The organism is Nocardiopsis deserti (assembly GCF_008638355.1).
Lineage (GTDB): Bacteria > Actinomycetota > Actinomycetes > Streptosporangiales > Streptosporangiaceae > Nocardiopsis > Nocardiopsis alborubida.
On record NZ_VWVS01000012.1, the window covers coordinates 376,614 to 398,233 of the forward strand.

Sequence of the window (21,620 nt, forward strand, 5' to 3'; positions counted from 1 at the left end):
TAGTTGGACGTCCTACTATTTCGGTATGGCGAACACCACGAGCGACCCCACCGGCGGCGGGGGCCAGGAGATCGAGGCCGGGCGCGAGCGCTGGCAGCGCCGCTACGACTCCGCGCGCACACGCGACGCCGACTTCACGTCCCTGTCCGGGCGCACCCTGGAACCCGTCTACGGCCCCCGTCCCGGCGCCGAGGTCCCCGGCTTCGAGCGCGTCGGCTGGCCGGGGGAGTACCCCTACACCCGCGGCCTCCACGCCACCGGCTACCGGGGACGGGCGTGGACCATCCGCCAGTTCGCCGGGTTCGGCAACGCGCGCCAGACCAACGAGCGCTACAAGATGATCCTGGCCTCCGGCGGGGGCGGGCTCTCGGTCGCCTTCGACATGCCCACCCTCATGGGCCACGACTCCGACTCCCCCCACGCGCTGGGCGAGGTCGGCCACTGCGGCGTGGCCATCGACTCCGTCGCCGACATGGACCTGCTCTTCGACGGGATCCCGCTCGGCGAGACCACCACCTCCATGACCATCAGCGGCCCGGCCGTCCCGGCCTTCTGCATGTACCTGGTGGCGGCCGAGCGCCAGGGGGTGGACGTCCGCACCCTCAACGGCACGCTCCAGACCGACATCTTCAAGGAGTACATCGCCCAGAAGGAGTGGCTCTACCCGCCGGAGCCGCAGCTGCGGCTGATCGGCGACCTCATGGAGTACTGCGCGGCCGACATCCCCGCGTACAAGCCGCTGTCGGTGTCGGGCTACCACATCCGCGAGGCCGGGGCCACGGCCGCCCAGGAACTCGCCTTCACCCTCGCCGACGGCTTCGGCTACGTCGAACTCGGCCTGTCCCGGGGGCTGGACGTCGACACCTTCGCGCCGGGGCTGTCCTTCTTCTTCGACGCGCACATCGACTTCTTCGAGGAGATCGCCAAGTTCCGCGCCGCGCGCCGCATCTGGGCGCGCTGGCTCCGGGACGTCTACGGCGCCAAGACCGAGAAGGCGCAGTGGCTGCGGTTCCACACCCAGACCGCAGGGGTCTCCCTGACCGCCCAGCAGCCCTACAACAACGTCGTCCGCACCGCCGTGGAGGCGCTCTCGGCCGTCCTGGGCGGCACGAACTCGCTGCACACCAACGCCCTGGACGAGACCCTGGCGCTGCCGACCGAGCAGTCCGCCGAGATCGCCCTGCGCACCCAGCAGGTCCTCATGGAGGAGACCGGGATCGTCAACGTCGCCGACCCGCTCGGCGGATCCTGGTACCTGGAGTCGCTCACCGACGAGCTGGAGGCCGAGGCGGAGCGGATCTTCGCCCACGTCCTGCGCATGGGCGGGGGCGAGGGTGCCGAGCACGCGATCGGCCCGATGACCTCCGGCATCCTCGCCGGGATCGAGAACGGCTACTTCAGCTCCGAGATCGCCGAGTCCGCCTTCCAGTACCAGCAGGCCCTGGAGAAGGGCGACAAGAGGATCGTGGGCGTCAACTGCCACACCAACACCGTCTCCGGCGAACTGGACATCCTCCGGATCAGCCACGAGGTCGAGCACGAGCAGAAGCGCGCGCTCGCCGAGCGCCGCGCCGCCCGCGACGGCGCCGCCGTGGACCGCGCCCTGGCCGCCCTCCTGGCGGGCGTGCGCTCCGACGGGGGCAACCTCATCCCGCTGATCATGGACGCGGCCCGCGCCGAGGCCACGCTCGGCGAGATCTGCGCGACCATGGGGGAGGAGTTCGGGACCTACACCGAGGAACCCCGGTTCTGAGCGAGTGGCACGGGGACCGCGGAACGTGCGGCGGTCCCCTCCGGCCCGGGGCTCAAAGGGAGCGGGCGGTCCTGGTCAGGCGCACCCACTGGGCGGGGGGGAAGGACAGATAACCCGAATCGGGGTGGGCGGAGTCGCGTACGTCCGTCCCGGTTTCGTGCTCCCGGGCCTCCACGCACTGTCCGCCCGTACTGCTGTAGCTGGACTTGTGCCATTCACCGCTCATGTGCTCAACCTCTCGAGAACCTGTACCGACTGTTCCGGGGGAAGGGCGCTTCCCAGAGCGCGTTTTACCAGCTCGGACAGTCGGTCGAATCCGTTCGTCTCGTCGTAGAGGACGTTACCGGAAACGTGGTCGCTGGACGCGACACGTGAGCCGTCCACGAGGCGGCACAGTAGCAGCGGTGAGGTGATCCCGATCAGCGCCGAGCCCTCCGGCACGAGATGGACGCGGACTCTCCCCTGCCGTGTGAGTGAGACCAGGTGCGCGGCCTGTTCCCGGCGCACGTCGTCGGGGACACAGGTGAACGCGCTGTGGGGGAACACCGCGACCACCTCGGGGTCGTTCTGTTCGCGGAGGCGTTCGTAGCGGGCGCAGCGCATGGAGACGAGGTCGGATATCTCTGCCGGTGTGGCGAGCGGTTGTCCGTGCTCGAAGACGAGCCGCGCGTAGCCGGGCGACTGGAGGAGTCCGGGAACCAGGACCGGGGACAGGAACTCGATGTGCACGGCCTCCTCCTTCAGCCGCCACAGGTCCTGCATCCACGGTGGGAGCAAGGGGCCGACGGTCTGCTTCTCCCAGACCTTCAGCAGCCGACCGGAGGCCTGGAGGAGTTGGTCCAGTTTCTCCACGTGATCACGTTTGGGGGTGTTCTCCCCGGACTCCCATCGGCAGAGGGACGACGAGGACGTGCCGATGCGGGCTGCCAGCTGTCGTTGGGTGAGACCCCGCAGTTCGCGCCACTTCGTTATCTGAGAGGGGAAGGGAGATTGCACCATGTCCCGGATCGTAGTACGTGAATTGCGTTCTGGACCGTAGCTTTAGGAATGCACCGCAGTCGCTCGCGGGACACGTGCCGGTGCGACAGGTTGGAGTCGTGGAGGGCGAGGTCGTTCCTCCACTGTGTTCTGGGTGGTTCCGTCACACGGCCCGCCAGAACCGTTTCCGCCGCAGCGCCTGGTCTTTGCGTGGTCTTTCGTCGCACGAGGTGTCTGTTCCGGCCGCGCTACGGACGGACGCGGAGCAGCCCGTCCGGTACGCGTGGACGGGCGGTCCGCGGCACCACACCAGGCGGCACACGACAGGTGGGACACGGACGGCTCCGGTGCTCCGGAGCGGAAGCCCTCTTCGGGGGAGGGACCCCATGGGGGGATGGGGTCGGAGAGGAAGGGGGTAGGGGCCCGCTCACCGGGGGCGCGGGCCCCTACCCATGGTCGGGAGATACGGTCCACGTCCTGCCCGCGCATACGGCAGGATGGAGTCATGCAGCCTTCGGACTTTTCACCGAACAGTGCCGTGGACCTCGGCGCGCGCAAGGCGGCCATGGAACGCGAGGCCAAACAGCGCGCGGCGGAGTCGGCGGGTCGATCCAACCCCTACGCCCTCAACGTCGACGAGTCCACCTTCCAGGCCCAGGTCCTGGAGCGGTCGATGTCGACCCCGGTCGTGCTGGCCGTCCTCGCGGGCTGGTCCGAGCAGTCCAAGCAGGTCGAGGAGGCCCTGGACAAGATCTCGGCGGCCTCCGGCGGCACCTGGTTCCTGGCCAAGGTCGACAGCGAGGCCAGCCCGCAGCTGGTCCAGGCCCTGCGGGTGCCCACCACCCCGATGATCGTCGTGGTGATCCAGGGCCAGCTCCTGCCCGGTCCGGCGGGCCCGGCGACCGAGGAGCAGCTCACCGCCTGGCTGGTCGAGGCGTTCGCCGCCCTCCAGGAACAGGGCGCGCTGCCCCCGGGCCACCCCGGCACCATCACCGGTGAGCCCGGCGCGGAGGGCGCGCAGGACGCGCAGGCGGCCCAGCCCGAGGAGCCCCGGGGCCGTCCCGTGGACGTCGAGGCCCAGGAGGCCCTGGACCGGGGCGACTTCGAGGCCGCCGCGGCCGTCTACGCCAAGGCCGTGGAGGCCGACCCCGGCGACGCCGAGTCCCGGGCCAAGCTCGCCCAGGTCCGGCTGGTCGGCCGTCTCCAGGACGTGGACGCGGGAGCAGCCCTCCAGGCCGCGGCCGACCGGCCCGAGGACGTCGCCGCCCAGGCCACCGCGGCCGACGTCGAGATGTACGGCGGCAGGTTCGAGGACGCCTTCGGCCGCCTCGTCGACACGGTCAGGCGCACCGCCGACGGGGACCGCGACAGGGCGCGCACCCACCTGCTCGGCCTGTTCGAGCTGCTGCCCCCGGGCGACCCGCGGGTCGCCGCCGCCCGCCGCAAGCTCACCTCCGCGCTGTTCTAGGGAGTGTTCCGCGGAGCCGCGCGGCCCGAGGCCCGCGCCGCTCCCCGGACACCGCCGGCGCATCCTGGTGCTGCCGCCTCGTCCCGCCGGGTCGCACCCGGCGGGGCGAGGCACCGCCACGGTGGCTCGCGGAGCTTCCCGGACCACGGTCGCCCTGCGGGCCGCGGCTTCCCCAGGAGTCACGGCCTTCCCGCGGATCGCGTCTTCCCCGCGGGCCGCGTCCCCCTCTGCGGGGCGCCGGACATAACCCGCGCACAGCGGGTACAACCCCGTCAGGAGACGGGCCCACGGCCCGTCGCGGACCTGGCAGGTTTACATGGCGACCGGCGACACCCCTGACGGACGCGGCGCACCCGTGGTCACGATCTCGGCCACCTACGGCGCGGGCGGCAGCGCGGTGGGCCCCGCCGTCGCCGCCCGGCTCGGCGTGGCCTTCCTCGACCGGGCCGTCCCCAGCGCGGTGGCCGCCCGCATCGGCTGCTCGCTCGACGAGGCCCTCCAACGCGACGACCGCGCCCCCGGCAGGCTCGAACGCCTGCTCGCCAGCGCCGCGCGCCTGCCCACCGTCACCCTCGGCAGCGTGGACACCGCCCTCATCGGCACCACCGACGAGGAGGGCCGCCTCCTCTACGACCACGAGTTCGTGGAGCAGACCGAACGGGTCCTGGGAGAGGTGGCCCAGCAGGGCGGCGTCGTCCTCGGCCGGGCCGGGGCCGTCGTCCTGCGCGACCACCCCGGTGCCCTGCACGTGCGCCTGGACGGCGACCCCGACGCGCGCCTGCGCCGGGCGCGCAGGCTGTGGGAGTCCGGTGACCGCGGCGAGTGGAGGGGCACTCACTCCGACGAGCCGCCCAACGCGCGCCTGCTCGACGACAACGACCGCGCCCGGGCGGCCTACGTGCGGCGCTTCTACCGCGCCGACCCCGCCGACCCCGGTCACTACCACCTGGTCCTGGACGCGGTGTCGCTGTCACTGGAGGCCTGTGTGGACCTCGTCGTGCGCGCCGCCCGCGACCGGGCGACCCCTCCTTCCGAGGGCGCCTGAGCCGAACCACGCGTTGTCCGCCGTGACACCCTCGCGCTGGCGTAATTTATGCGATTTTTTACCAGAGCGGTAATTGTCACCTTGTGCTGACGGTTGGGCCTTGACTCAGGTAAGGTAAGGCGACTCGGTCACGGGTCAGCCCCCGCCCGGAACCGGGGTCCGAGTGACGGTGCGTTGAGCACCGCGCGCACAGGACACACGGCACCCCCCATCCCGCGCGCACGCGCAGGCGGCGCCGTGCACCGGCGAGCGCCCCGGCGGGGCGCCCCGGACGCACCACACCAGCCAGAGCCAAGGAGCAACACGTGGCCACCCTTCCCAGCGTTTCCTACTCCATCACCGTCCGCCTCGAACTGGACGCTGGGGGCAGTGCGGTCGGCAGTCTCACCAACGCCGTCGAGCAGGTGGGCGGCATGATCACCGCGCTGGACGTGGCCGCCGCCGGACACGAGCGCATCCGCATCGACGTCACCTGCGCCGCTCGCGACACCGAGCACGCCCAGGCCATCGTCGACGCCCTGGGCGCCGTCGAGGGCGTGGTCGTGCACAAGGTCAGCGACCGCACCTTCCTCATGCACCTGGGCGGCAAGATCGAGATGAAGTCCAAGGTGCCGCTGCGCAACCGCGACGAGCTCTCCATGGCCTACACCCCCGGCGTCGCCCGCGTCTCCCAGGCCATCGCCGCCAACAAGGACGACGCCCGGCGCCTGACCATCAAGCGCAACAGCGTCGCCGTGGTCACCGACGGCTCCGCGGTCCTGGGCCTGGGCAACATCGGCCCCGAGGCCGCCATGCCCGTCATGGAGGGCAAGGCCGCCCTGTTCAAACGCTTCGCCGACATCGACGCCTGGCCCATCGCCCTGGACACCCAGGACGTGGACGAGATCGTGCGCACCGTCCAGGTGCTGGCCCCCGGATTCGGCGGCATCAACCTGGAGGACATCTCCGCCCCCCGCTGCTTCGAGGTCGAGGCCCGCCTGCGCGAGCTGCTCGACATCCCCGTCTTCCACGACGACCAGCACGGCACCGCCATCGTCGTGCTCGCCGCCCTGCGCAACGCGCTGCGCGTGGTGGGCAAGAAGCTCGGCGAGGTCCGCATCGCCATGTCCGGCGCGGGCGCGGCCGGAACCGCGATCCTCAAGCTGCTCATGCACGCCGGGGCGCGCGACGTCATCGTCAGCGACGTGCACGGCGCCGTGCACGCCGGACGCGAGGACCTCGACTCCAACCTGCGGTGGATCGCGGAGCACACCAACCCCGAGGGCTACAGCGGCGACCTGCGCGGCGCCGTGGCCGGGGCCGACGTCTTCATCGGCGTCTCGGCTCCCAACCTCCTCAACGGCGACGACATCGCCGAGATGAACGAGGACGCCATCATCTTCGCCCTGGCCAACCCCGACCCCGAGGTCGACCCGGACGTGGCCCACCTGCACGCCTCCGTCGTGGCCACCGGCCGCAGCGACTACCCCAACCAGATCAACAACGTGCTGGTCTTCCCCGGCTTCTTCCGCGGCCTGCTGGACGCCCAGAGCCACGACGTCACCTCGGACATGATGGTCGCCGCTGCCGAGGCCCTGGCCGACGTCGTCACCGAGGACGAGCTGGGCCCCAACTACATCATCCCCAGCGTGTTCCACTCCGACCTGTCCAACCACGTGGCCACGGCCGTGCGCGAGGTCGCCCAGCGCGGTCAGGCGGCCGGACAGGCATAACGGCCTGGAAACACCGGCGCTCCGCCCGGCGTTCCGGGGTAGGTGGGAGGGCATGGACCAGCCGATGACCGGACGCCTCCTGGTGGCCGCCCCCGTACTCCAGGAGGACTCCTTCCGCCGCTCGGTGGTGTTCGTCGTGGACGACGCCGCCGACGGCACCCTCGGGGTGATCCTCAACCGCCCTCTGGGCATGACCGTGGACGAGGTCGTCACCGACTGGGGCACCTACGCCAGCGAGCCGGCGGTGATGTTCTCCGGAGGGCCCGTGGGCCTGGGCTCCGGCATCGCCCTGGGGATGGCCGGCCCCGGCGAGCCTCCCCCCGGCTGGTCCCCGCTGGAGGGCCTGGACCCGCACCTGGGCCTGGACGGGATCGGCGTGGTCGACCTCGACGGCCCCGCCCAGGTGCTCGGCGGGGCGCTCGGCGCGTTCCGTGTCTTCGCGGGCTACGCGGGGTGGAGCGAGGGCCAGCTGGCCGGGGAGGTCGACGAGGGGGCCTGGTACGTCGTCGACGCGGTCGCCGACGACGTCTTCACCACCGCCCCCGAGGGGCTGTGGTCGCGGGTGCTGCGCCGCCAGGGCGGGGACATGGCGCTCCTGTCCACCTTCCCCGACGATCCCACCATGAACTGAGCAGCCGGGGCCGCGCGCGGCACCCTATACCGTGGAACGCAGACGTCGAAAGGTGTGAGGCACGATGGCGATGGACATCTTCAACAAGGTCCTCCCGGACAGCGAGACCAAACCGGACATCTCCCACGACGGCGGGGACCGGGAGCGGTTCGCCCACTACGTGCAGAAGGACAAGATCACCGCGAGCGCCGTGACCGGCGACCCCGTGATCGCCCTGTGCGGCAAGGTGTGGGTGCCCAACCGCGACCCCAAGAAGTTCCCCGTGTGCCCCGAGTGCAAGAAGGTCTACGAGGAGATGATGAAGTAGTCCTCCCGCCCGGACGGCCGACGCCTCCCGAGGGGACGGCCGCGCGTCCGGCGCGGACCCCGCCGTGCCCGGGCACCGCGCGCGGCGAGCACGGAGAAGGCCTTGACACACGGCGTGTGCCAAGGCCCTCGTGCTGTCCGGGGCCGGTTCGAACGACGGACCCTGGGCCGGGGACTCCTCGCCCCCGTCGGGGGCGGGAACGCGCCTGCGGGCCGCGTACACCGCCGCCCCGCCTGGGATCTGGACCTCTCGTCCATGCCCACGGTCAGCGGGACCGGGTCCGGCTGCTCCCCGGCGGCGCAGAAGCCCGCGAACGGTTCGCCCGCGTCCCGGCCCAGGGGATCCAGCTGCTCCTGCTGGACGAGCCGACCGCCGCACTGGACATCCGGCACCGGGAACTCGTACTGGATCTGGCTTCCCAACTCGCGGAGCGCGGCGGTGCGGTTATCGTGGTCCTGCACGATTTGGGGCTTGCGGCAGCCTACGCCCATCGTGTGGCGATACCCTCCCGAGGGCGGGTCGCCGCTCAGGGCTCCCCCGCCGACGTGTTCACCGCGTCGCTGCTCGGCTCCGTCTACCAGCACGAGGTCGAAGTCCTACCGCACCCGCGTACCGGAGTCCCGCTGGTCGTCCCCCTCAGGTAGGGGACGGGTGCACACGGAAGCGTCCACAGGAGTAGGTCGTATTGGTGTCCACAACTGAACGGCAGTTCCACGAGGGTCCCCGGCCCGGACGCGGGGAGGGGCGTGGACGGCGGGCCCCCGGCGGCCGTCGGCGCCGCCCCAGGCCCAGGGCCACCCCCGGCGACGTCGTGCGCGGCATCGTCCGGTTCTTCGGCGAGATCATGCTGACCGCCGGTCTGCTCATGCTCTTCTACGCCGGCTACGAGGTGTACGGCTCCCAGTGGGAGACCGACCGCGAACAGCAGGACCTGGCCCAGGGGCTGGAGGAGGCCTGGTCCGCCGACCAGGCGGCCGCGGAGGCCGGCCCGGACTCCGAGCCCCTGCCGGGCAGCGCCGACAGCCGCCTGTACGTGCCGAGCCTGGACCTGGACTGGGTGGTGGTCAACGGCACCACGCAGGAGGACATCCGCTACAGCCCCGGCCACTACACCGAGTACTCCAGCGACCCCGGCGGGGAGGGCAACTACGCCGTGGCCGCCCACCGCACCCCGGGCCTGTTCTGGGACCTGGACCTGCTCCAGAACGGCGACGTCATGGTGCTGGAGGACGGGGAGAACTTCTACACCTACGAGGTCTTCCGCGACGAGACGGTCCTGCCCACCGACGTGTGGGTGATCGAGCCGGACCCCTTCGACGAGGCCACCGACGAGGAGCCGGGCAGGTCCCTGCTCACCCTCACCACGTGCGCGCCCAAGCTGAACAACACGCACCGCCTCATCGTCTGGGCGGAGCTGGTGGAGACCACGCCCAAGTCCGAGGGGATGCCCGACTCGATCGCCCACATGGCCCCCGAGGCCTAGCGAGTAAGGAAAGCGAATGTACGGTCTGATCTGGCGTGTCCTGCCCGGTCCGTGGGTCTCCAAGCTCATCCTGGCGCTCGGTCTGGCGGTGGGCGCGGCCCTGCTGCTGTGGTTCTTCGCCTTTCCGGCGATCTCGCCGCACATGCCCTTCAACGACGGCGCCGTCGACGTCGAGGGCGCCCAGACCGGGGGCGGGGCGGAGCCCGGGGGCGGGTCCGGCGGGTAGCCCGGAGTGTTCGTGGACGATGAGGGAACCGGCGGGGACCGGTGGCCTTTCCGGGGCCTGGGACACGCCGTGTGCGCGGCGCCACTGGCCAGGCTCCCGGAACGGTCCACGGTGCCCGCTAACCTCATGGGGGTGAGTAACGGGGGACGGTTCGCAGCATGACGGTGACGCAGACCACGACGGAGGACCGGCTCAGAGGCCTTCGCGCATGGCAGCGGGAGGCGTTCGAGGAGTACTTCCGCCGGGAACCGCGGGACTTCCTCGCCGTGGCCACCCCCGGTGCGGGCAAGACCACCTTCGCCCTCACCCTGGCCAGCGAACTCCTCCACCGGCACACGGTGCGCGCCATCACCATCGTGTGCCCCACCGACCACCTCAAGAAGCAGTGGGCCGAGGCGGCCGCACGGTTCGGCATCGCCATCGACCCCGACTTCCGCAACGGGCAGGGCGCCCTGGGCCGCCAGTACGTCGGCGTGGCCGTCACCTACGCCCAGGTCGCCGCCCACCCGATGCTGCACCGAAACCGGACCGAGGCGCGCAGGACCCTCGTCATCTTCGACGAGGTCCACCACGCCGGGGACGCCCTGTCCTGGGGCGACGCGGCCCGCGAGGCCTTCGACCCGGCGGCGCGGCGCCTCTCCCTGACCGGAACCCCCTTCCGGTCCGACATCAACCCCATCCCCTTCGTCGACTACGTCCAGGACGTCGCCGGGGTGCGCCGCTGCTCCTGGGACTACAGCTACGGGTACGGGCCCGCCCTGGCCGACGGGGTCGTGCGCCCCGTCATCTTCATGGCCTACTCCGGCGAGATGCGCTGGCGCACCCGCGCGGGCGACGAGCTCGCCGCCAGACTGGGGGAGCCCCTCACCCAGGACGCGCTCTCCCAGGCGTGGCGGGCCGCCCTGGATCCCAAGGGCGACTGGATCAAGCGCGTGCTCCAGGCCGCCGACCGCCGCCTGACCGAGGTCCGCAAGACCCACCCGGACGCGGGGGCGCTGGTCATCGCCAGCGACCACGAGAACGCCCGTGCCTACTCGCGCATCCTGCGCCAGATCACCGGCAAGGGCGCCACGGTCATCCTGTCCGACGACCCCGGGGCCTCCAAGAAGATCTCCCGGTTCGCCGTGGGCGACGACCGCTGGATGGTCGCGGTGCGCATGGTCTCCGAGGGTGTGGACGTGCCCCGGCTGATGGTGGGCGTGTACGCCACCTCCACCAGCACCGCGCTGTTCTTCGCCCAGGCCATCGGCCGCTTCGTGCGCGTGCGCCAGCGCGGCGAGGTCGCCTCGGTCTTCCTGCCCTCCGTGCCCACCCTGCTGGAGTACGCGGGCGAGATGGAGCGCGAGCGCGACCACGTGCTCGACCGGACCCCGGCGGAGGGCGACGAGTACCCGGAGGAGGACCTGCTCCGGGAGGCCAACAAGAAGCGGGACACCCCCGACGCGGGGGAGGAGTTGCCCTTCGAGACCATGGAGTCGGCGGCGGAGTTCGACCGCGCCCTCTACGACGGGGCCGAGTACGGCGGAGTGCCGGGGTCCACCGAGGAGGAGGACTTCCTGGGCCTGCCCGGTCTGCTCGACCCGCAGCAGGTCTCCCAGCTCCTGCGCAAGCGCAAGGCCGACCTCAAGGCGAGTGAGGTCAGGACCCGCAAGGTGGAGGAGCCCGCCGAGGAGGAGGGGCCCACCCACCAGGTCCTGGCCGACCTGCGCCGCGAGCTGAGCGGTCTCGTGGGTGCCTGGCACCACCGCACCGGCAAGCCGCACGGGGTGATCCACAACGAGCTGCGCCGCGCCTGCGGCGGGCCACCGGTCGCGCAGGCCACCCCGACGCAGATCCGCGAGCGGATCGCCAAGATCCGCGTCTGGGCCGTCGGCGGGCGGTAGTCCACCCGAAACGGGCAAACACTTCGCAAGCTCACGCATGTCCCATAAGCCCTCAGTGTCCACTTCATTACCTTGTGTGAGATGAGTGGACACAGCTCTCGCGGCGGCTCAGCCGCGCTCTGCACCGGACTGCTGATGTGCGGGTTCGCCCTGGCCGGAATGGTCACGGCCACGACGCCCGGCACCGTCGGAACCGACTCCTCGCGCGCCCAGCTGGCACCGGGGGAGCCCGAGGCGCTGGAGCCCTGCCTGCCCGGCGCCGCCAGGGTCGCCGACCCGGACGCGGCCGCCCGGCCATCCGGTGGCAGCGAGGTGACGCCGCGTCAGGCCGCCCTCTACGAGCAGCAGCTCCAGGAGGCGCTCGTGCCCCTGCGGGGACAGGAGCTCCAGCCGCCCCACACCGTCCCGGTCGTGGTGCACGTCATCTCCGCCGAGGACGGCAGCGGCGAGGTCAGCGACGAACGCGTCCAACGGCAGGTCGACGTCCTCAACGCCGCCTACGGCGGCGACACCGCCGCGGATCCGGCCCAGGCAGCCGAGGCCGCACGGCGGACCGGGGCCGCGGGCAGCGCCGAGCCCATCGACACCGGCTTCCGCTTCGAGCTCAGCGAGGTCACCCGCACGGTCAACGACGACTGGTTCACCAGCTTCGCCGAGCACCGCGACACCGTCCACGCCGAGCTGCGCCAGGGTGACGCGGGGACCCTCAACATCTACACCTCGAACCTGGGCACCGGTCTGCTCGGCTACTCCTCCTTCCCCCAGGACTACGAGGAGGCGCCCGAACAGGACGGCGTGGTGATCGCCCACGACACCCTGCCCGGCGGCGACCGCGACCGGTTCAACCTCGGCCACACCGGCACCCACGAGGTCGGCCACTGGCTCGGCCTCTTCCACACGTTCCAGAACGGCTGCTCCTCGCCCGGCGACTACGTGGACGACACCGCCTACGAGCGCGAGGCCGCCTCCGGCTGCCCCGAGGGCCGCGACACCTGCCCCGAGCAGAAGGGTGAGGACCCCGTCACCAACTTCATGAACTACAGCGACGACGCCTGCATGACCCACTTCACCACGGGCCAGGCCCAGCGCATGGTCGAGCACTGGGCGGCCTTCCGCGCCTGACGCGGCGGCGGCCCCGGGGCGTGGCCGCGACCGTGCGCGGGCCCGGCCGCCGCTAGGCTTGTCACCATGGCAGCGAACACGTACCTGACCGGGATCAAGCCCACCGGCGACTTCCACCTGGGCAACTACATCGGCGCGATCAAGCCCGCCCTGAGCGCGGCCACGGCCTACGACACCTACTACTTCATCGCCGACTACCACGCGCTCAACACCATCAAGGACGCCGACGAGCTCCGCCACAGCATCCGGTCAGGCGCTGCCACCTGGCTCGCGTGCGGGCTCGACCCCGAGCGGACGATCGTCTACCAGCAGTCCCGGGTGCCCGAGACCTTCGAGCTCACCACCATCCTGAGCGCCCTGACCCCCAAGGGCCTCATGAACCGCGCGCACGCCTACAAGGCCGCCCGCGACCGCAACAACGAGGCCGGGATCACCGACCTCGACGCCGGGATCAACATGGGGCTGTACAACTACCCCATCCTCATGGCCGCCGACATCCTCGTCATGGAGGGCACCCACGTCCCCGTGGGCCGCGACCAGTCCCAGCACATCGAGTACACCGCCGACATCGCCGGGTACTTCAACCACCGCTTCGGCGGGGCCTACAGCTTCCCCGTCCCCAAGGGCGTCATCGACGACAGCGACGCGAGCATCCTGCCCGGCGTCGACGGCCGCAAGATGAGCAAGTCCTACGACAACCACATCCCGCTCTTCCTGCCGGAGAACAAGCTCAAGAAGGCCGTCCGCCGCATCCCCACCGACTCCACGCCGGTCGAGGACCCCAAGGACCCCGACAGCTCGGTGCCCTTCCAGCTGCTCACGCACTTCGCCGACGCCGAGAAGGTCTCCGAGGTGCGCAAGCGCCTGGAGGCGGGCGGCATGGGCTGGGGCGACCTCAAGAACGAGCTGTTCGAGGCGATCAACACCGAACTGGGTCCCAAGCGCGACCGCTACGAGGAGCTGATGGCCGACCCGGCGCGGATCGACGCGATCCTGGCGGCCGGGTCCGAGCGCGCCCGCCAGCGCGCCCGCGCCACCCTGGAGCGCGTGCGCGCCGCCGTCGGCGTCGCCTGACACGCGGGGGCGGCGGGTCAGCGCGCGCTGACCCGCCGCCCCCGCGAAAACCGCTGGCGAGCCGGACCCGGCCTTCCTAGGATGCGCCGATGGAACTCGGAACGGACCCGCCCGAACGCATCGGCTACGTGACGCTGCCCGACGGAAGGGCACTTGCCTGGAGCGAGTGGGGTACCCCAGGCGGCACCCCGGTGCTGCTCTGTCCCGGAGCGGCCACCGGCCGGTCCCTCGGCTTCGGTGTCCACCTCCTCACAGGGCTGGGCGCTCGCCTGGTGTCCGTGGACCGTCCGGGTCTGGGTGCCTCCGACCCGGCTCCCGGCCGCACGCTCGCAGACTTCGCCGAGGACGTGCGGGCCCTGGCCGGACCCTTGCGCCTGGGACGGCCCGCCGTCGTCGGCAACTCCCAGGGCGCGCCGTTCGCGCTGGCCTGCGCCGCCGCGGGCGCTGCCCGCTCCCTCGCCCTGGTCTCCGCTGCCGACGAGGTCGCCCGGCCCGAGTTCGCCGCGGCGCTGCCGCCCGGCCCGCGCGCCCTCGCCGACCTGGTCGCCGCCGATCCCGAGGCCGCCGAACGGAACCTGTGCGGTTTCGGCCCCGAGTCCATGTGGGACCTGGTCAACGCCTCCAGCCCCGAACCCGACCTCGCCGTCTACCGCACACCCGGCTTCGAGGCCGCCTACCGGCGCGCACTCGCCGAGGGGTTCGCCCGGGGCGGAGCGGGTTACGCCCGCGACACCGTTCTGGCCACCGCCCGCTGGAACCTGGACCTGGCACTGATATCCGTCCCTGTCGACGTCTGGTACGGGGAACTGGACACCTTCCACTCGCCCGACCGGGGCGCCCTGCTCACCAGCCGTGTTCCCGGGGCCCGCCGCCACCTCGTTCCGGACGCGGGCGGTTCCCTGCTGTGGACGCACGCCGGGGACGTGCTGCGCGCCCTGCTCGCCCACCGCTGACGTGGGCGGTACCGGGGCCGCGACCGACCCCGGTCCGCCTCCTCCGCCAGCGCGCCCGCGGCGGACCGCCCGCGAACACCGCGGTCAGCCGACCAGCGGCTCGCCCTCCAGTTGCACGCCCGCCTCGCGCAGCCGCTCCAGCGCCGCGTCCACGGTCGGGCGCGACACCCCGGCGGTCAGCCCGAGCAGCACCCGCGTGCGCAGGCCCTCGGCCACCGCGTCCAGGGCGGTCGCCTTCACGCAGTGGTCCATGGCGATGCCCACCACGTCCACCTCGTCCACCCCGCGCTCGCGCAGCCACGAGCCCAGCGTGACCCCGCCCTCCTCGGTCACGCCCTCGAAGCCGCTGTAGGCGGCCGTGTAGTGCCCCTTGTCGAAGACCTCCTCGGCCAGCGAGGCGTCGAAGCCGGGATGGAACTCCACCCCCGCGGTGCCCGCCTCGCAGTGGCGCGGCCAGCTGTCCACGAAGTCGGGCTCCTCCGAGAAGTGCTCCCCCGGGTCGATGTGGAAGTCTCGTGTGGCCACCACGTGGTCGTAGTCGCTCGCGCGGGCGTACTCGGTGACGGCGGCCGCTGTGCTGGCCCCGCCCGCCACCCCCAGGTTCCCTCCCTCGCAGAAGTCCTTCTGCACGTCCACCACGATGAGCGCCCTCACAGCGGCACCCCTTTCCGTCGTCGGACCCGCCCGGGTCCGTGTACCGCCATTCCTAGTGGAACACCGTCGGCAGCGCGGCCTCGCCACGCGACATCCGCAGGGCCTCCTCGGGCAGCTCCGCCACCGTCGCCCGGTGCCGCTCCCGGGCCTCGTGCACGCTCTCGTGGCCCACCACCACGCCGTCGGCGACCAGCGGCCGCAGCAGCGGGCGCGTCCCCACCTGCGGGGACGGCGGATGGGGATAGACCTCCTCGGCCACAGCCGTTCCCTTGTCGTCCAGGCGCCGCACCGCCCACTTGCGCCCGCCCCGGCTCGGCTTGCCCACCGAGCGCTTGGCCACCGGCTCCAGTGGTGCGTCCTCCTCCAGACCGCGCGCCCGCGCCACCAGCTTGTACACCAGGGACACCGTCGGCGCGCCCGAACCGGTCACCAGGGAGGTGCCCACCCCGTAGCCGTCCACCGGCGCGACCGCCAGGGCCTGGATGGAGTGCTCGTCCAGGTCCCCGGTCACCACGATGCGGGTGTCCGTCGCGCCCAGGGAGTCCAGCTGCGCCCGCACGCGCCCGGCGTGGGCGGCCAGGTCACCCGAGTCGATCCGCACCGCGCCCAGTTCGGATCCGGCCAGCTCCACGGAGGTGCGCACCGCGCGCTCCACGTCGTAGGTGTCCACCAGCAACGTCGTCCCGCTGCCCAGGGACTCCAGCTGAGCCTTGAACGCGTGCCGCTCGCTGTCGTGCAGCAGCGTGAACGCGTGCGCCGCCGTCCCACCGGTCGGCACTCCGTGGGAACGCCCGGCCTCCAGGTTGGAGGAGGTGGCGAACCCCGCGACGTAGGCGGCGCGGGCCGCGGCGACCGCGGACCGCTCGTGCGTGCGCCGCGACCCCATCTCGATCAGCGGCCGACCGCCCGCCGCCACCGCCATCCGCGTCGCGGCGGAGGCGATCGCGCTGTCGTGGTTGTACACCGACAGGGCCAGGGTCTCCAGGAGCACGGCCTCGGCGAAGGAGGCCTCCACCACCAGGATCGGCGATCCGGGGAAGTACGCCTCGCCCTCGCCGTAGCCCCACACGTTGCCCGAGAACCGGTAGTCGGCCAGCCACTCCACGGTGCGCTCGTCCACGATCCCGTTGTCGGACAGGAAGTCGAGTTCCTCCGTGCCGAACCGGAACCGCTCCAGCAGCTCCAGGAAGCGGCCCGTTCCGGCCACGACCCCGTACCTGCGCCCCTCCGGCAGCCGCCGGGCGAACATCTCGAACACCGAGTGGCGGGCGGCGGCGCCGCTGTGCAGCGCTCCCTGGAGCATCGTCAGTTCGTAGTGGTCGGTGAGCAGCGCGCTGCTGCTGTCCTCGCTCATGCGCACGAGCCTAATCCGTGCCGGGTGGGCCGCATGAGGTTGCCCCCACCAGCACCGGGCCGCCGCGGCCCCCACGGCCCGTCAACAATACCCATTTGGTTGGTAGGGAACCGGATGTAGGTACTCTGGAGGCATGCTGAGGATTGATCGCGCGATCTACGACAGGATCGTCGCACACGCCCGCCGCGACCACCCCGACGAGGCGTGCGGCGTCGTGGCCGGACCCGAGGGCTCCGACAGCCCCGAGCGCTTCGTCGAGATGGTCAACGCCGAACGGTCGCCGACCTTCTACCGGTTCGACTCCCTCGAACAGCTCAAGGTCTGGCGGGAGATGGACGACCGCGACGAGGAACCCGTCGTGATCTACCACTCCCACACCGCGACCGAGGCCTACCCCTCGCGCACCGACGTCTCCTACGCGTCCGAGCCGGGCGCCCACTACGTGCTCGTGTCCACGCGCGAGCCCGACACCGTCGAGTTCCGCTCCTACCGGATCGTCGACGGCCAGGTCACCGAGGAACCGGTGGAGGTCACCGGGCCCGGCGACGGCGCCGCGACCGCCCCGTAGGTTCCACACCACACGGGGCGGCGCCCAGGAATGGGCACCGCGCGCCCCCTGTTGGCAATGAACGCACACCAACGACCGCTAACGGAGAAACCTTCATGGCCATCGAGGTCCGCATCCCGACCATCCTGCGCAACCTGACCGGCGACGCCAAGGTCGTCGAGGGCTCCGGCGACACCCTCGGCAAGCTGTTCGCCGACCTGGACAGCCGCTACCCCGGCATCGCCGGGCGCCTGGTGGACGATGGCAAGCTGCGCCGCTTCATCAACGTCTACCTCAACGACGAGGACGTGCGTTTCGTCGGCGGTCTGGAGGCCGAGCTCTCCGACGGCGACAACGTGACGATCCTGCCGGCCGTGGCCGGCGGAAGCCGCTAGGCCGCACATGCGCTACGACTCCCTGCTCGACTCCCTCGGCGGCACGCCGCTCGTCGGCCTGCCCCGGCTCTCGCCCTCGCCGCAGGTCCGGCTCTGGGCGAAACTGGAGGACCGCAACCCCACCGGCTCGATCAAGGACCGCGCCGCGTTCTTCATGATCGAACAGGCCGAGAAGGACGGGCTGCTCTCCCCGGGCTGCACCATCCTGGAGCCGACGTCGGGGAACACCGGCATCTCGCTGGCCATGGTCGCCAAGCTGCGCGGCTACCGCATGGTCTGCGTCATGCCGGAGAACACCTCCGCCGAGCGCAAGCAGCTGCTGGCCATGTGGGGCGCCGAGGTCCACTTCTCCAACGCCGCGGGCGGCTCCAACGAGGCCGTCCGCGTCGCCAAGGAGATGGCCGCGGCCCACCCCGAGTGGGTGATGCTCTACCAGTACGGCAACCCGGCCAACGCCCGGGCCCACTACGAGACCACCGGGCCCGAGATCCTCGCCGACCTGCCGGGGATCACCCACTTCGTGGCGGGGCTGGGCACCACCGGCACCCTCATGGGAGTGGGACGCTACCTGCGCGAACACCGGCCCGGCGTGCAGGTCGTGGCGGCCGAGCCCCGGTACGGCGAGCTGGTGTACGGGTTGCGCAACCTCGACGAGGGGTTCGTGCCCGAGCTCTACGACGAGTCGGTGCTCACCACCCGCTTCTCCGTGCCCTCCGAAGCCGCCCTCAGGCGGACCCGGGAGCTCCTGGACAAGGAGGGCATCTTCGCGGGCGTCTCCACCGGCGGCGCCCTGCACGCCGCGCTGGGCATGGCACGCAAGGCCGAGAGGGCGGGGGAGAGCGCCGACATCGCGTTCGTCATCGCCGACGCCGGCTGGAAGTACCTGTCCACCGGCGCCTACGAGGGCACGCTGGAGGAGGCCGAGGAACGCCTCGACGGCCAGCTCTGGGCCTAGGTCCAGGACCTGCGGAACCCGCCCGGCATCCGCCGTGACCCGTCCGGGGAGCGGCGGTCCGGGCCCCGGCGGAGGCCGGCACCTTCGGGTGCCGGCCTCCGCGCCGTTCTGAACACCGGTGAAACAGGCCCCGAACAAACAAGACATACGCCGTCAAGCGGTGTGAAAAATTCACACGTGACCGAGGTCGCGTGAGACGCGGGCCACATTTTGTACCACCCGGGCGGGCATTGGGGTACACCCGTAACAACGGGACATCCGCAGAACCAGCCGCCATCCGCACTCCGCACAGACTCTCGGCGGGGGTGCCACGGACGCCGCGCGGCCCATCGAGAAGGCGACGACGACGTGCGACTCACGATTATCGGGTCCTCGGGGAGCTTCCCCGGGCCGGACAGCCCGGCTTCCTCCTACATGCTCGAAGCGGACGGTTACCGCCTCCTGCTCGACATGGGCAACGGCGCGCTCGGAGCTCTCCAGCGGCACGTCGACATCTACTCCGTCGACGCCGTCTATCTGAGCCACCTGCACGCCGACCACTGCTTCGACCTGTGCTCGTACTGGGTGGCCAGGGCGTACCACCCGGGCGGCGCCAAACCCCGCATCCCGGTCTACGGGCCCCAGGGGGTGGCCCGGCGGATGGCCGAGGCCTACGGCCTGGACCCCGACCCGGGCATGACCGAGGTGTTCGAGTTCCACGAACTCGCCCCCGGGCCGTTCTCGCTCGGCCCCTTCCGGGCCCGTGTCGACCACGTCAACCACCCGGTGGAGGCCTTCGGCATCCGCCTGGAGCACGGCGGTGCGGCCATGGCCTACTCCGGCGACACCGGGGTGTGCGACTCCCTGGTGGACCTGGCCGCCGACACCGACCTGTTCCTGTGCGAGGCGGCCTTCCAGGACCACCTCGACCACCCCAAGGACATGCACCTGACGGGCAGCGAGGCGGGCGAGCACGCCAGCCGGGCCCGCGCCCGCAGCCTGCTGCTCACCCATCTGGTGCCGTGGAACGACGACGACGTCACCCTCACCGAGGCGCGCTCCGCCTACGACGGGCCCATCGGCCTGGCCCGCAGCGGCCAGGTGCACACGGTCGGCGGCTGACCGGGGCAGAGGGAAGGGGTCCGGCCGCGCGGTTCCGCGCTCCAGCACCGCGGGGCACTCCACGGATATACGCTCTTGTCCATGGCCCGACCTGACGGACGCGTTCCGACCCAACTCCGCCCTGTGACCATCACCCGCAACTGGCTCCGCCACGCGGAAGGCTCCGTACTCGTCGAGTTCGGGGACACCCGCGTGCTGTGCGCCGCCAGCGTCGAGGACGGTGTCCCGCGCTGGCGCCGCGGCACCGGCGAGGGGTGGGTCACCGCCGAGTACGCGATGCTGCCCCGCGCCACCGACACCCGGGGCTCCCGCGAGTCGGTCCGCGGCAAGATCGGCGGCCGCACCCACGAGATCTCCCGCCTGGTCGGCCGCTCCCTGCGCGCCGTCGTGGACTTCAAGGCGATGGGCGAGCACACCATCACCCTGGACTGCGACGTGCTCCAGGCCGACGGCGGCACCCGCACCGCCGCGATCACCGGTGCCTACGTGGCGCTGGCCGACGCGATGAAGTGGCTGCGCAAGCGCCGCAAGCTCAAGAACAACCCGCTGACCGGCTCCCTGGCTGCGGTCAGCGTGGGCGTGGTCCAGGGTCAGCCCCGGCTGGACCTGAACTACCTGGAGGACTCGGTCGCCGACACCGACATGAACGTCGTCCTCACCGGCGACGGGAAGTTCATCGAGGTGCAGGGCACCGCCGAGGGCGCACCCTTCGACCGGGACCTGCTCAACCAGCTGCTCGACCTCGCCGTCTCCGGCTGCGGGGAACTGACCGCGATCCAGAAGAAGGCCCTGTCGGAGTGACCGCCACCCCGCGGGTCGGTGCCCGTACCGGCGGTGCGCCCCAGGGAGGGGGAACCGTGAAGATCGTCCTGGCCACGCGCAACGCGAAGAAGGTCCCGGAGATGCGGACCATCCTGGCCGACGCCGGGGTGGAGGCTCAGGTGCTCTCGCTCGACGCCTTCCCGGACGCGCCGGAGGTACCCGAGACCGAGGCGTCCTTCCTCGGCAACGCGCTGCTCAAGGCACGGGCCATCGCCGAGCACACCGGACTGCCCGCCGTCGCCGACGACTCCGGTCTCGCCGTGGACGAACTGCGCGGGATGCCCGGCGTGCTGTCCGCGCGCTGGGCGGGCCGCTTCGGTGCGGGCGACCAGGACCGGGCCAACCTGGACCTGGTCCTGGACCAGATGGCCGACGCCCCGGCCGAGCGCAGGGGCGCCGAGTTCGTGTGCGCGGCTGTGCTGGTGATGCCGGACGGGACCGAGGCCGTCGCCGAGGGGGTGCTGCGCGGCCGCCTGCTGCGCGAGCGCCGCGGGGAGAACGGTTTCGGGTACGACCCGGTGTTCGTTCCCGAGGGAGAGAGCCGCACCACGGCGGAGCTGTCCCCGGCGGAGAAGAACGCGATCAGCCACCGGGGGATCGCCTTCCGCATGCTCGCCCGGGAGCTCGCGGACATCCTCTGAGGTCCTCGTCGGTGCTCGTCCCCGGGGCGGCCCCGCCCCGGGGACGGGAAATCCCGTCCTCCCATGTTTGGCCCCGCAGCCTCCGGGAAGGGTCTGTGTCAGACGACAAGCAAGCCGACGAACGACCAGGCCCCGGACAGGAGTCCCCTCCGAGTCCAGGCGGATTTGACGCCGCCGCTGAGGTTGCCTAAACTCGATCGGGTCGCTGCGGGACGGCGAGACACCCCACGGGGTCGGCTCGGAACCGGACCGCTGTTCTGACCTCCTCTCCAGACTTCGATGGTTCGAGCATGTGCTCGGAGCGTGTAGGCTCGGGGAGTTGCCTCGAAAAGAGGAACCGGTCTTCTTGATCCGGTGCAATTTCGCAGAAACCGCCGATTTGGCGGGGTGCGGAACACCTGATAAAGTAAAGACACAACAAAGCGGAAACGCAGACGCCTTCGGCGGAAAAGCCCACAGCGGCTTGTAAGCGAAGAGCGGTTGTTTCTTGAGAACTCAACAGCGCGTGTTTGATTT

23 protein-coding genes are annotated in these 21,620 nt (G+C 71.5%); 19 read left to right on the plus strand and 4 right to left on the minus strand.

The annotated features are described in order from the left end of the window. The first annotated feature begins 25 nt into the window (after positions 1–25). Complete coding sequence (locus FYW99_RS16730) at positions 26–1,753, plus strand: acyl-CoA mutase large subunit family protein (RefSeq protein ID WP_150252951.1); 1,728 nt, start codon at positions 26–28, stop codon at positions 1,751–1,753. A 52-nt stretch (positions 1,754–1,805) separates the two neighbouring features. Here FYW99_RS16730 and FYW99_RS16735 read toward each other — a convergent pair whose 3' ends face one another. Next, positions 1,806–1,979 carry a DUF397 domain-containing protein gene (locus FYW99_RS16735; RefSeq protein ID WP_150252952.1) on the minus strand — a complete coding sequence of 58 codons (174 nt, stop codon included), beginning with the start codon at positions 1,977–1,979 and terminating at the stop codon, positions 1,806–1,808. Then, entirely contained in the window at positions 1,976–2,752 is a 777-nt protein-coding gene (locus FYW99_RS16740; RefSeq protein WP_150252953.1) for a helix-turn-helix domain-containing protein, read from the minus strand. Before FYW99_RS16740 ends, FYW99_RS16735 begins: the two co-directional genes overlap by 4 nt. Before the next feature lie 484 nt (positions 2,753–3,236). Here FYW99_RS16740 and FYW99_RS16745 point away from each other — a divergent pair, with 484 nt between their 5' ends. From FYW99_RS16745 to FYW99_RS16800, 12 genes are all read left to right on the plus strand, one after another. After that, complete coding sequence (locus tag FYW99_RS16745) at positions 3,237–4,199, plus strand: tetratricopeptide repeat protein (protein WP_150252954.1); 963 nt, start codon at positions 3,237–3,239, stop codon at positions 4,197–4,199. Between the two features lie 316 nt (positions 4,200–4,515). Beyond that, a complete protein-coding gene (locus FYW99_RS16750; RefSeq protein WP_150252955.1) occupies positions 4,516–5,244 on the plus strand; it encodes a cytidylate kinase-like family protein in 729 nt (242 codons plus the stop codon). A 305-nt stretch (positions 5,245–5,549) separates the two neighbouring features. Beyond that, on the plus strand, positions 5,550–6,956 hold the full coding sequence (locus FYW99_RS16755; RefSeq protein ID WP_150252956.1) for an NAD-dependent malic enzyme: 1,407 nt from the start codon (positions 5,550–5,552) through the stop codon (positions 6,954–6,956). Positions 6,957–7,008: 52 nt separating this feature from the next. Beyond that, the gene (locus tag FYW99_RS16760; protein WP_150252957.1) at positions 7,009–7,587 is read left to right on the plus strand and encodes a YqgE/AlgH family protein; all 579 of its coding nucleotides are present in this window, start codon (positions 7,009–7,011) and stop codon (positions 7,585–7,587) included. A gap of 64 nt (positions 7,588–7,651) precedes the next feature. Beyond that, entirely contained in the window at positions 7,652–7,894 is a 243-nt protein-coding gene (locus FYW99_RS16765) for a DUF3039 domain-containing protein (protein ID WP_017567454.1), read from the plus strand. Between the two features lie 494 nt (positions 7,895–8,388). After that, on the plus strand, positions 8,389–8,538 hold the full coding sequence (locus FYW99_RS32380) for a hypothetical protein (RefSeq protein ID WP_223839091.1): 150 nt from the start codon (positions 8,389–8,391) through the stop codon (positions 8,536–8,538). 41 nt (positions 8,539–8,579) lie between these two features. Then, on the plus strand, positions 8,580–9,377 hold the full coding sequence (locus tag FYW99_RS16775) for a class E sortase (protein ID WP_150252958.1): 798 nt from the start codon (positions 8,580–8,582) through the stop codon (positions 9,375–9,377). A 16-nt stretch (positions 9,378–9,393) separates the two neighbouring features. Then, positions 9,394–9,603, plus strand: a complete 210-nt coding sequence (locus FYW99_RS16780; RefSeq protein ID WP_150252959.1) for a hypothetical protein — start codon at positions 9,394–9,396, stop codon at positions 9,601–9,603. 158 nt (positions 9,604–9,761) lie between these two features. Next, positions 9,762–11,486: a DEAD/DEAH box helicase gene (locus FYW99_RS16785; RefSeq protein ID WP_150252960.1), complete on the plus strand. Its 1,725-nt coding sequence runs from the start codon at positions 9,762–9,764 to the stop codon at positions 11,484–11,486. 135 nt (positions 11,487–11,621) lie between these two features. Continuing rightward, positions 11,622–12,608: a zinc metalloprotease gene (locus FYW99_RS16790; protein WP_150253000.1), complete on the plus strand. Its 987-nt coding sequence runs from the start codon at positions 11,622–11,624 to the stop codon at positions 12,606–12,608. A 66-nt stretch (positions 12,609–12,674) separates the two neighbouring features. Beyond that, positions 12,675–13,682: a tryptophan--tRNA ligase gene (locus FYW99_RS16795; RefSeq protein ID WP_150252961.1), complete on the plus strand. Its 1,008-nt coding sequence runs from the start codon at positions 12,675–12,677 to the stop codon at positions 13,680–13,682. An 89-nt stretch (positions 13,683–13,771) separates the two neighbouring features. Continuing rightward, positions 13,772–14,635 (plus strand): alpha/beta fold hydrolase, encoded by an 864-nt coding sequence (locus FYW99_RS16800; protein WP_150252962.1) that lies wholly within the window; start codon positions 13,772–13,774, stop codon positions 14,633–14,635. 84 nt (positions 14,636–14,719) lie between these two features. Here the strand turns inward: FYW99_RS16800 and FYW99_RS16805 are convergent, their stop codons facing one another. Further along, entirely contained in the window at positions 14,720–15,289 is a 570-nt protein-coding gene (locus FYW99_RS16805) for a nicotinamidase (protein WP_150252963.1), read from the minus strand. A gap of 52 nt (positions 15,290–15,341) precedes the next feature. Continuing rightward, positions 15,342–16,643 carry a nicotinate phosphoribosyltransferase gene (locus FYW99_RS16810; protein WP_150252964.1) on the minus strand — a complete coding sequence of 434 codons (1,302 nt, stop codon included), beginning with the start codon at positions 16,641–16,643 and terminating at the stop codon, positions 15,342–15,344. 133 nt (positions 16,644–16,776) lie between these two features. Between FYW99_RS16810 and FYW99_RS16815 the strand changes: the two genes are divergently transcribed. The 6 genes from FYW99_RS16815 to rdgB all read left to right on the plus strand — a co-directional run bounded on the left by FYW99_RS16815 (position 16,777) and on the right by rdgB (position 21,104). Next, entirely contained in the window at positions 16,777–17,211 is a 435-nt protein-coding gene (locus FYW99_RS16815) for a M67 family metallopeptidase (protein ID WP_061083708.1), read from the plus strand. Positions 17,212–17,306: 95 nt separating this feature from the next. Further along, positions 17,307–17,585, plus strand: a complete 279-nt coding sequence (locus FYW99_RS16820) for a MoaD family protein (protein WP_017567442.1) — start codon at positions 17,307–17,309, stop codon at positions 17,583–17,585. A gap of 7 nt (positions 17,586–17,592) precedes the next feature. Continuing rightward, a complete protein-coding gene (locus FYW99_RS16825; RefSeq protein WP_150252965.1) occupies positions 17,593–18,540 on the plus strand; it encodes a PLP-dependent cysteine synthase family protein in 948 nt (315 codons plus the stop codon). Between the two features lie 348 nt (positions 18,541–18,888). Then, positions 18,889–19,641, plus strand: coding sequence for an MBL fold metallo-hydrolase (locus tag FYW99_RS16830; RefSeq protein ID WP_150252966.1), 753 nt, complete (start codon positions 18,889–18,891; stop codon positions 19,639–19,641). Positions 19,642–19,722: 81 nt separating this feature from the next. Beyond that, positions 19,723–20,442 (plus strand): ribonuclease PH, encoded by a 720-nt coding sequence (gene rph, locus FYW99_RS16835; RefSeq protein ID WP_082768660.1) that lies wholly within the window; start codon positions 19,723–19,725, stop codon positions 20,440–20,442. A gap of 56 nt (positions 20,443–20,498) precedes the next feature. Then, positions 20,499–21,104: an RdgB/HAM1 family non-canonical purine NTP pyrophosphatase gene (gene rdgB / locus FYW99_RS16840; RefSeq protein ID WP_150252967.1), complete on the plus strand. Its 606-nt coding sequence runs from the start codon at positions 20,499–20,501 to the stop codon at positions 21,102–21,104. The last annotated feature ends 516 nt before the right edge of the window (positions 21,105–21,620 follow it).

What these genes read in the sequence shown, in the direction of transcription:
- FYW99_RS16730 (WP_150252951.1), top strand. Translation starts at nt 26, where the DNA reads ATGGCGAACACCACGAGCGACCCCACCGGCGGCGGGGGCCAGGAGATC.
- FYW99_RS16735 (WP_150252952.1), bottom strand. Translation starts at nt 1,979, where the DNA reads ATGAGCGGTGAATGGCACAAGTCCAGCTACAGCAGTACGGGCGGACAG.
- FYW99_RS16740 (WP_150252953.1), bottom strand. Translation starts at nt 2,752, where the DNA reads ATGGTGCAATCTCCCTTCCCCTCTCAGATAACGAAGTGGCGCGAACTG.
- FYW99_RS16745 (WP_150252954.1), top strand. Translation starts at nt 3,237, where the DNA reads ATGCAGCCTTCGGACTTTTCACCGAACAGTGCCGTGGACCTCGGCGCG.
- FYW99_RS16750 (WP_150252955.1), top strand. Translation starts at nt 4,516, where the DNA reads ATGGCGACCGGCGACACCCCTGACGGACGCGGCGCACCCGTGGTCACG.
- FYW99_RS16760 (WP_150252957.1), top strand. Translation starts at nt 7,009, where the DNA reads ATGGACCAGCCGATGACCGGACGCCTCCTGGTGGCCGCCCCCGTACTC.
- FYW99_RS16765 (WP_017567454.1), top strand. Translation starts at nt 7,652, where the DNA reads ATGGCGATGGACATCTTCAACAAGGTCCTCCCGGACAGCGAGACCAAA.
- FYW99_RS16780 (WP_150252959.1), top strand. Translation starts at nt 9,394, where the DNA reads ATGTACGGTCTGATCTGGCGTGTCCTGCCCGGTCCGTGGGTCTCCAAG.
- FYW99_RS16785 (WP_150252960.1), top strand. Translation starts at nt 9,762, where the DNA reads ATGACGGTGACGCAGACCACGACGGAGGACCGGCTCAGAGGCCTTCGC.
- FYW99_RS16790 (WP_150253000.1), top strand. Translation starts at nt 11,622, where the DNA reads ATGTGCGGGTTCGCCCTGGCCGGAATGGTCACGGCCACGACGCCCGGC.
- FYW99_RS16795 (WP_150252961.1), top strand. Translation starts at nt 12,675, where the DNA reads ATGGCAGCGAACACGTACCTGACCGGGATCAAGCCCACCGGCGACTTC.
- FYW99_RS16800 (WP_150252962.1), top strand. Translation starts at nt 13,772, where the DNA reads ATGGAACTCGGAACGGACCCGCCCGAACGCATCGGCTACGTGACGCTG.
- FYW99_RS16810 (WP_150252964.1), bottom strand. Translation starts at nt 16,643, where the DNA reads ATGAGCGAGGACAGCAGCAGCGCGCTGCTCACCGACCACTACGAACTG.
- FYW99_RS16815 (WP_061083708.1), top strand. Translation starts at nt 16,777, where the DNA reads ATGCTGAGGATTGATCGCGCGATCTACGACAGGATCGTCGCACACGCC.
- FYW99_RS16820 (WP_017567442.1), top strand. Translation starts at nt 17,307, where the DNA reads ATGGCCATCGAGGTCCGCATCCCGACCATCCTGCGCAACCTGACCGGC.
- FYW99_RS16825 (WP_150252965.1), top strand. Translation starts at nt 17,593, where the DNA reads ATGCGCTACGACTCCCTGCTCGACTCCCTCGGCGGCACGCCGCTCGTC.
- rph (WP_082768660.1), top strand. Translation starts at nt 19,723, where the DNA reads ATGGCCCGACCTGACGGACGCGTTCCGACCCAACTCCGCCCTGTGACC.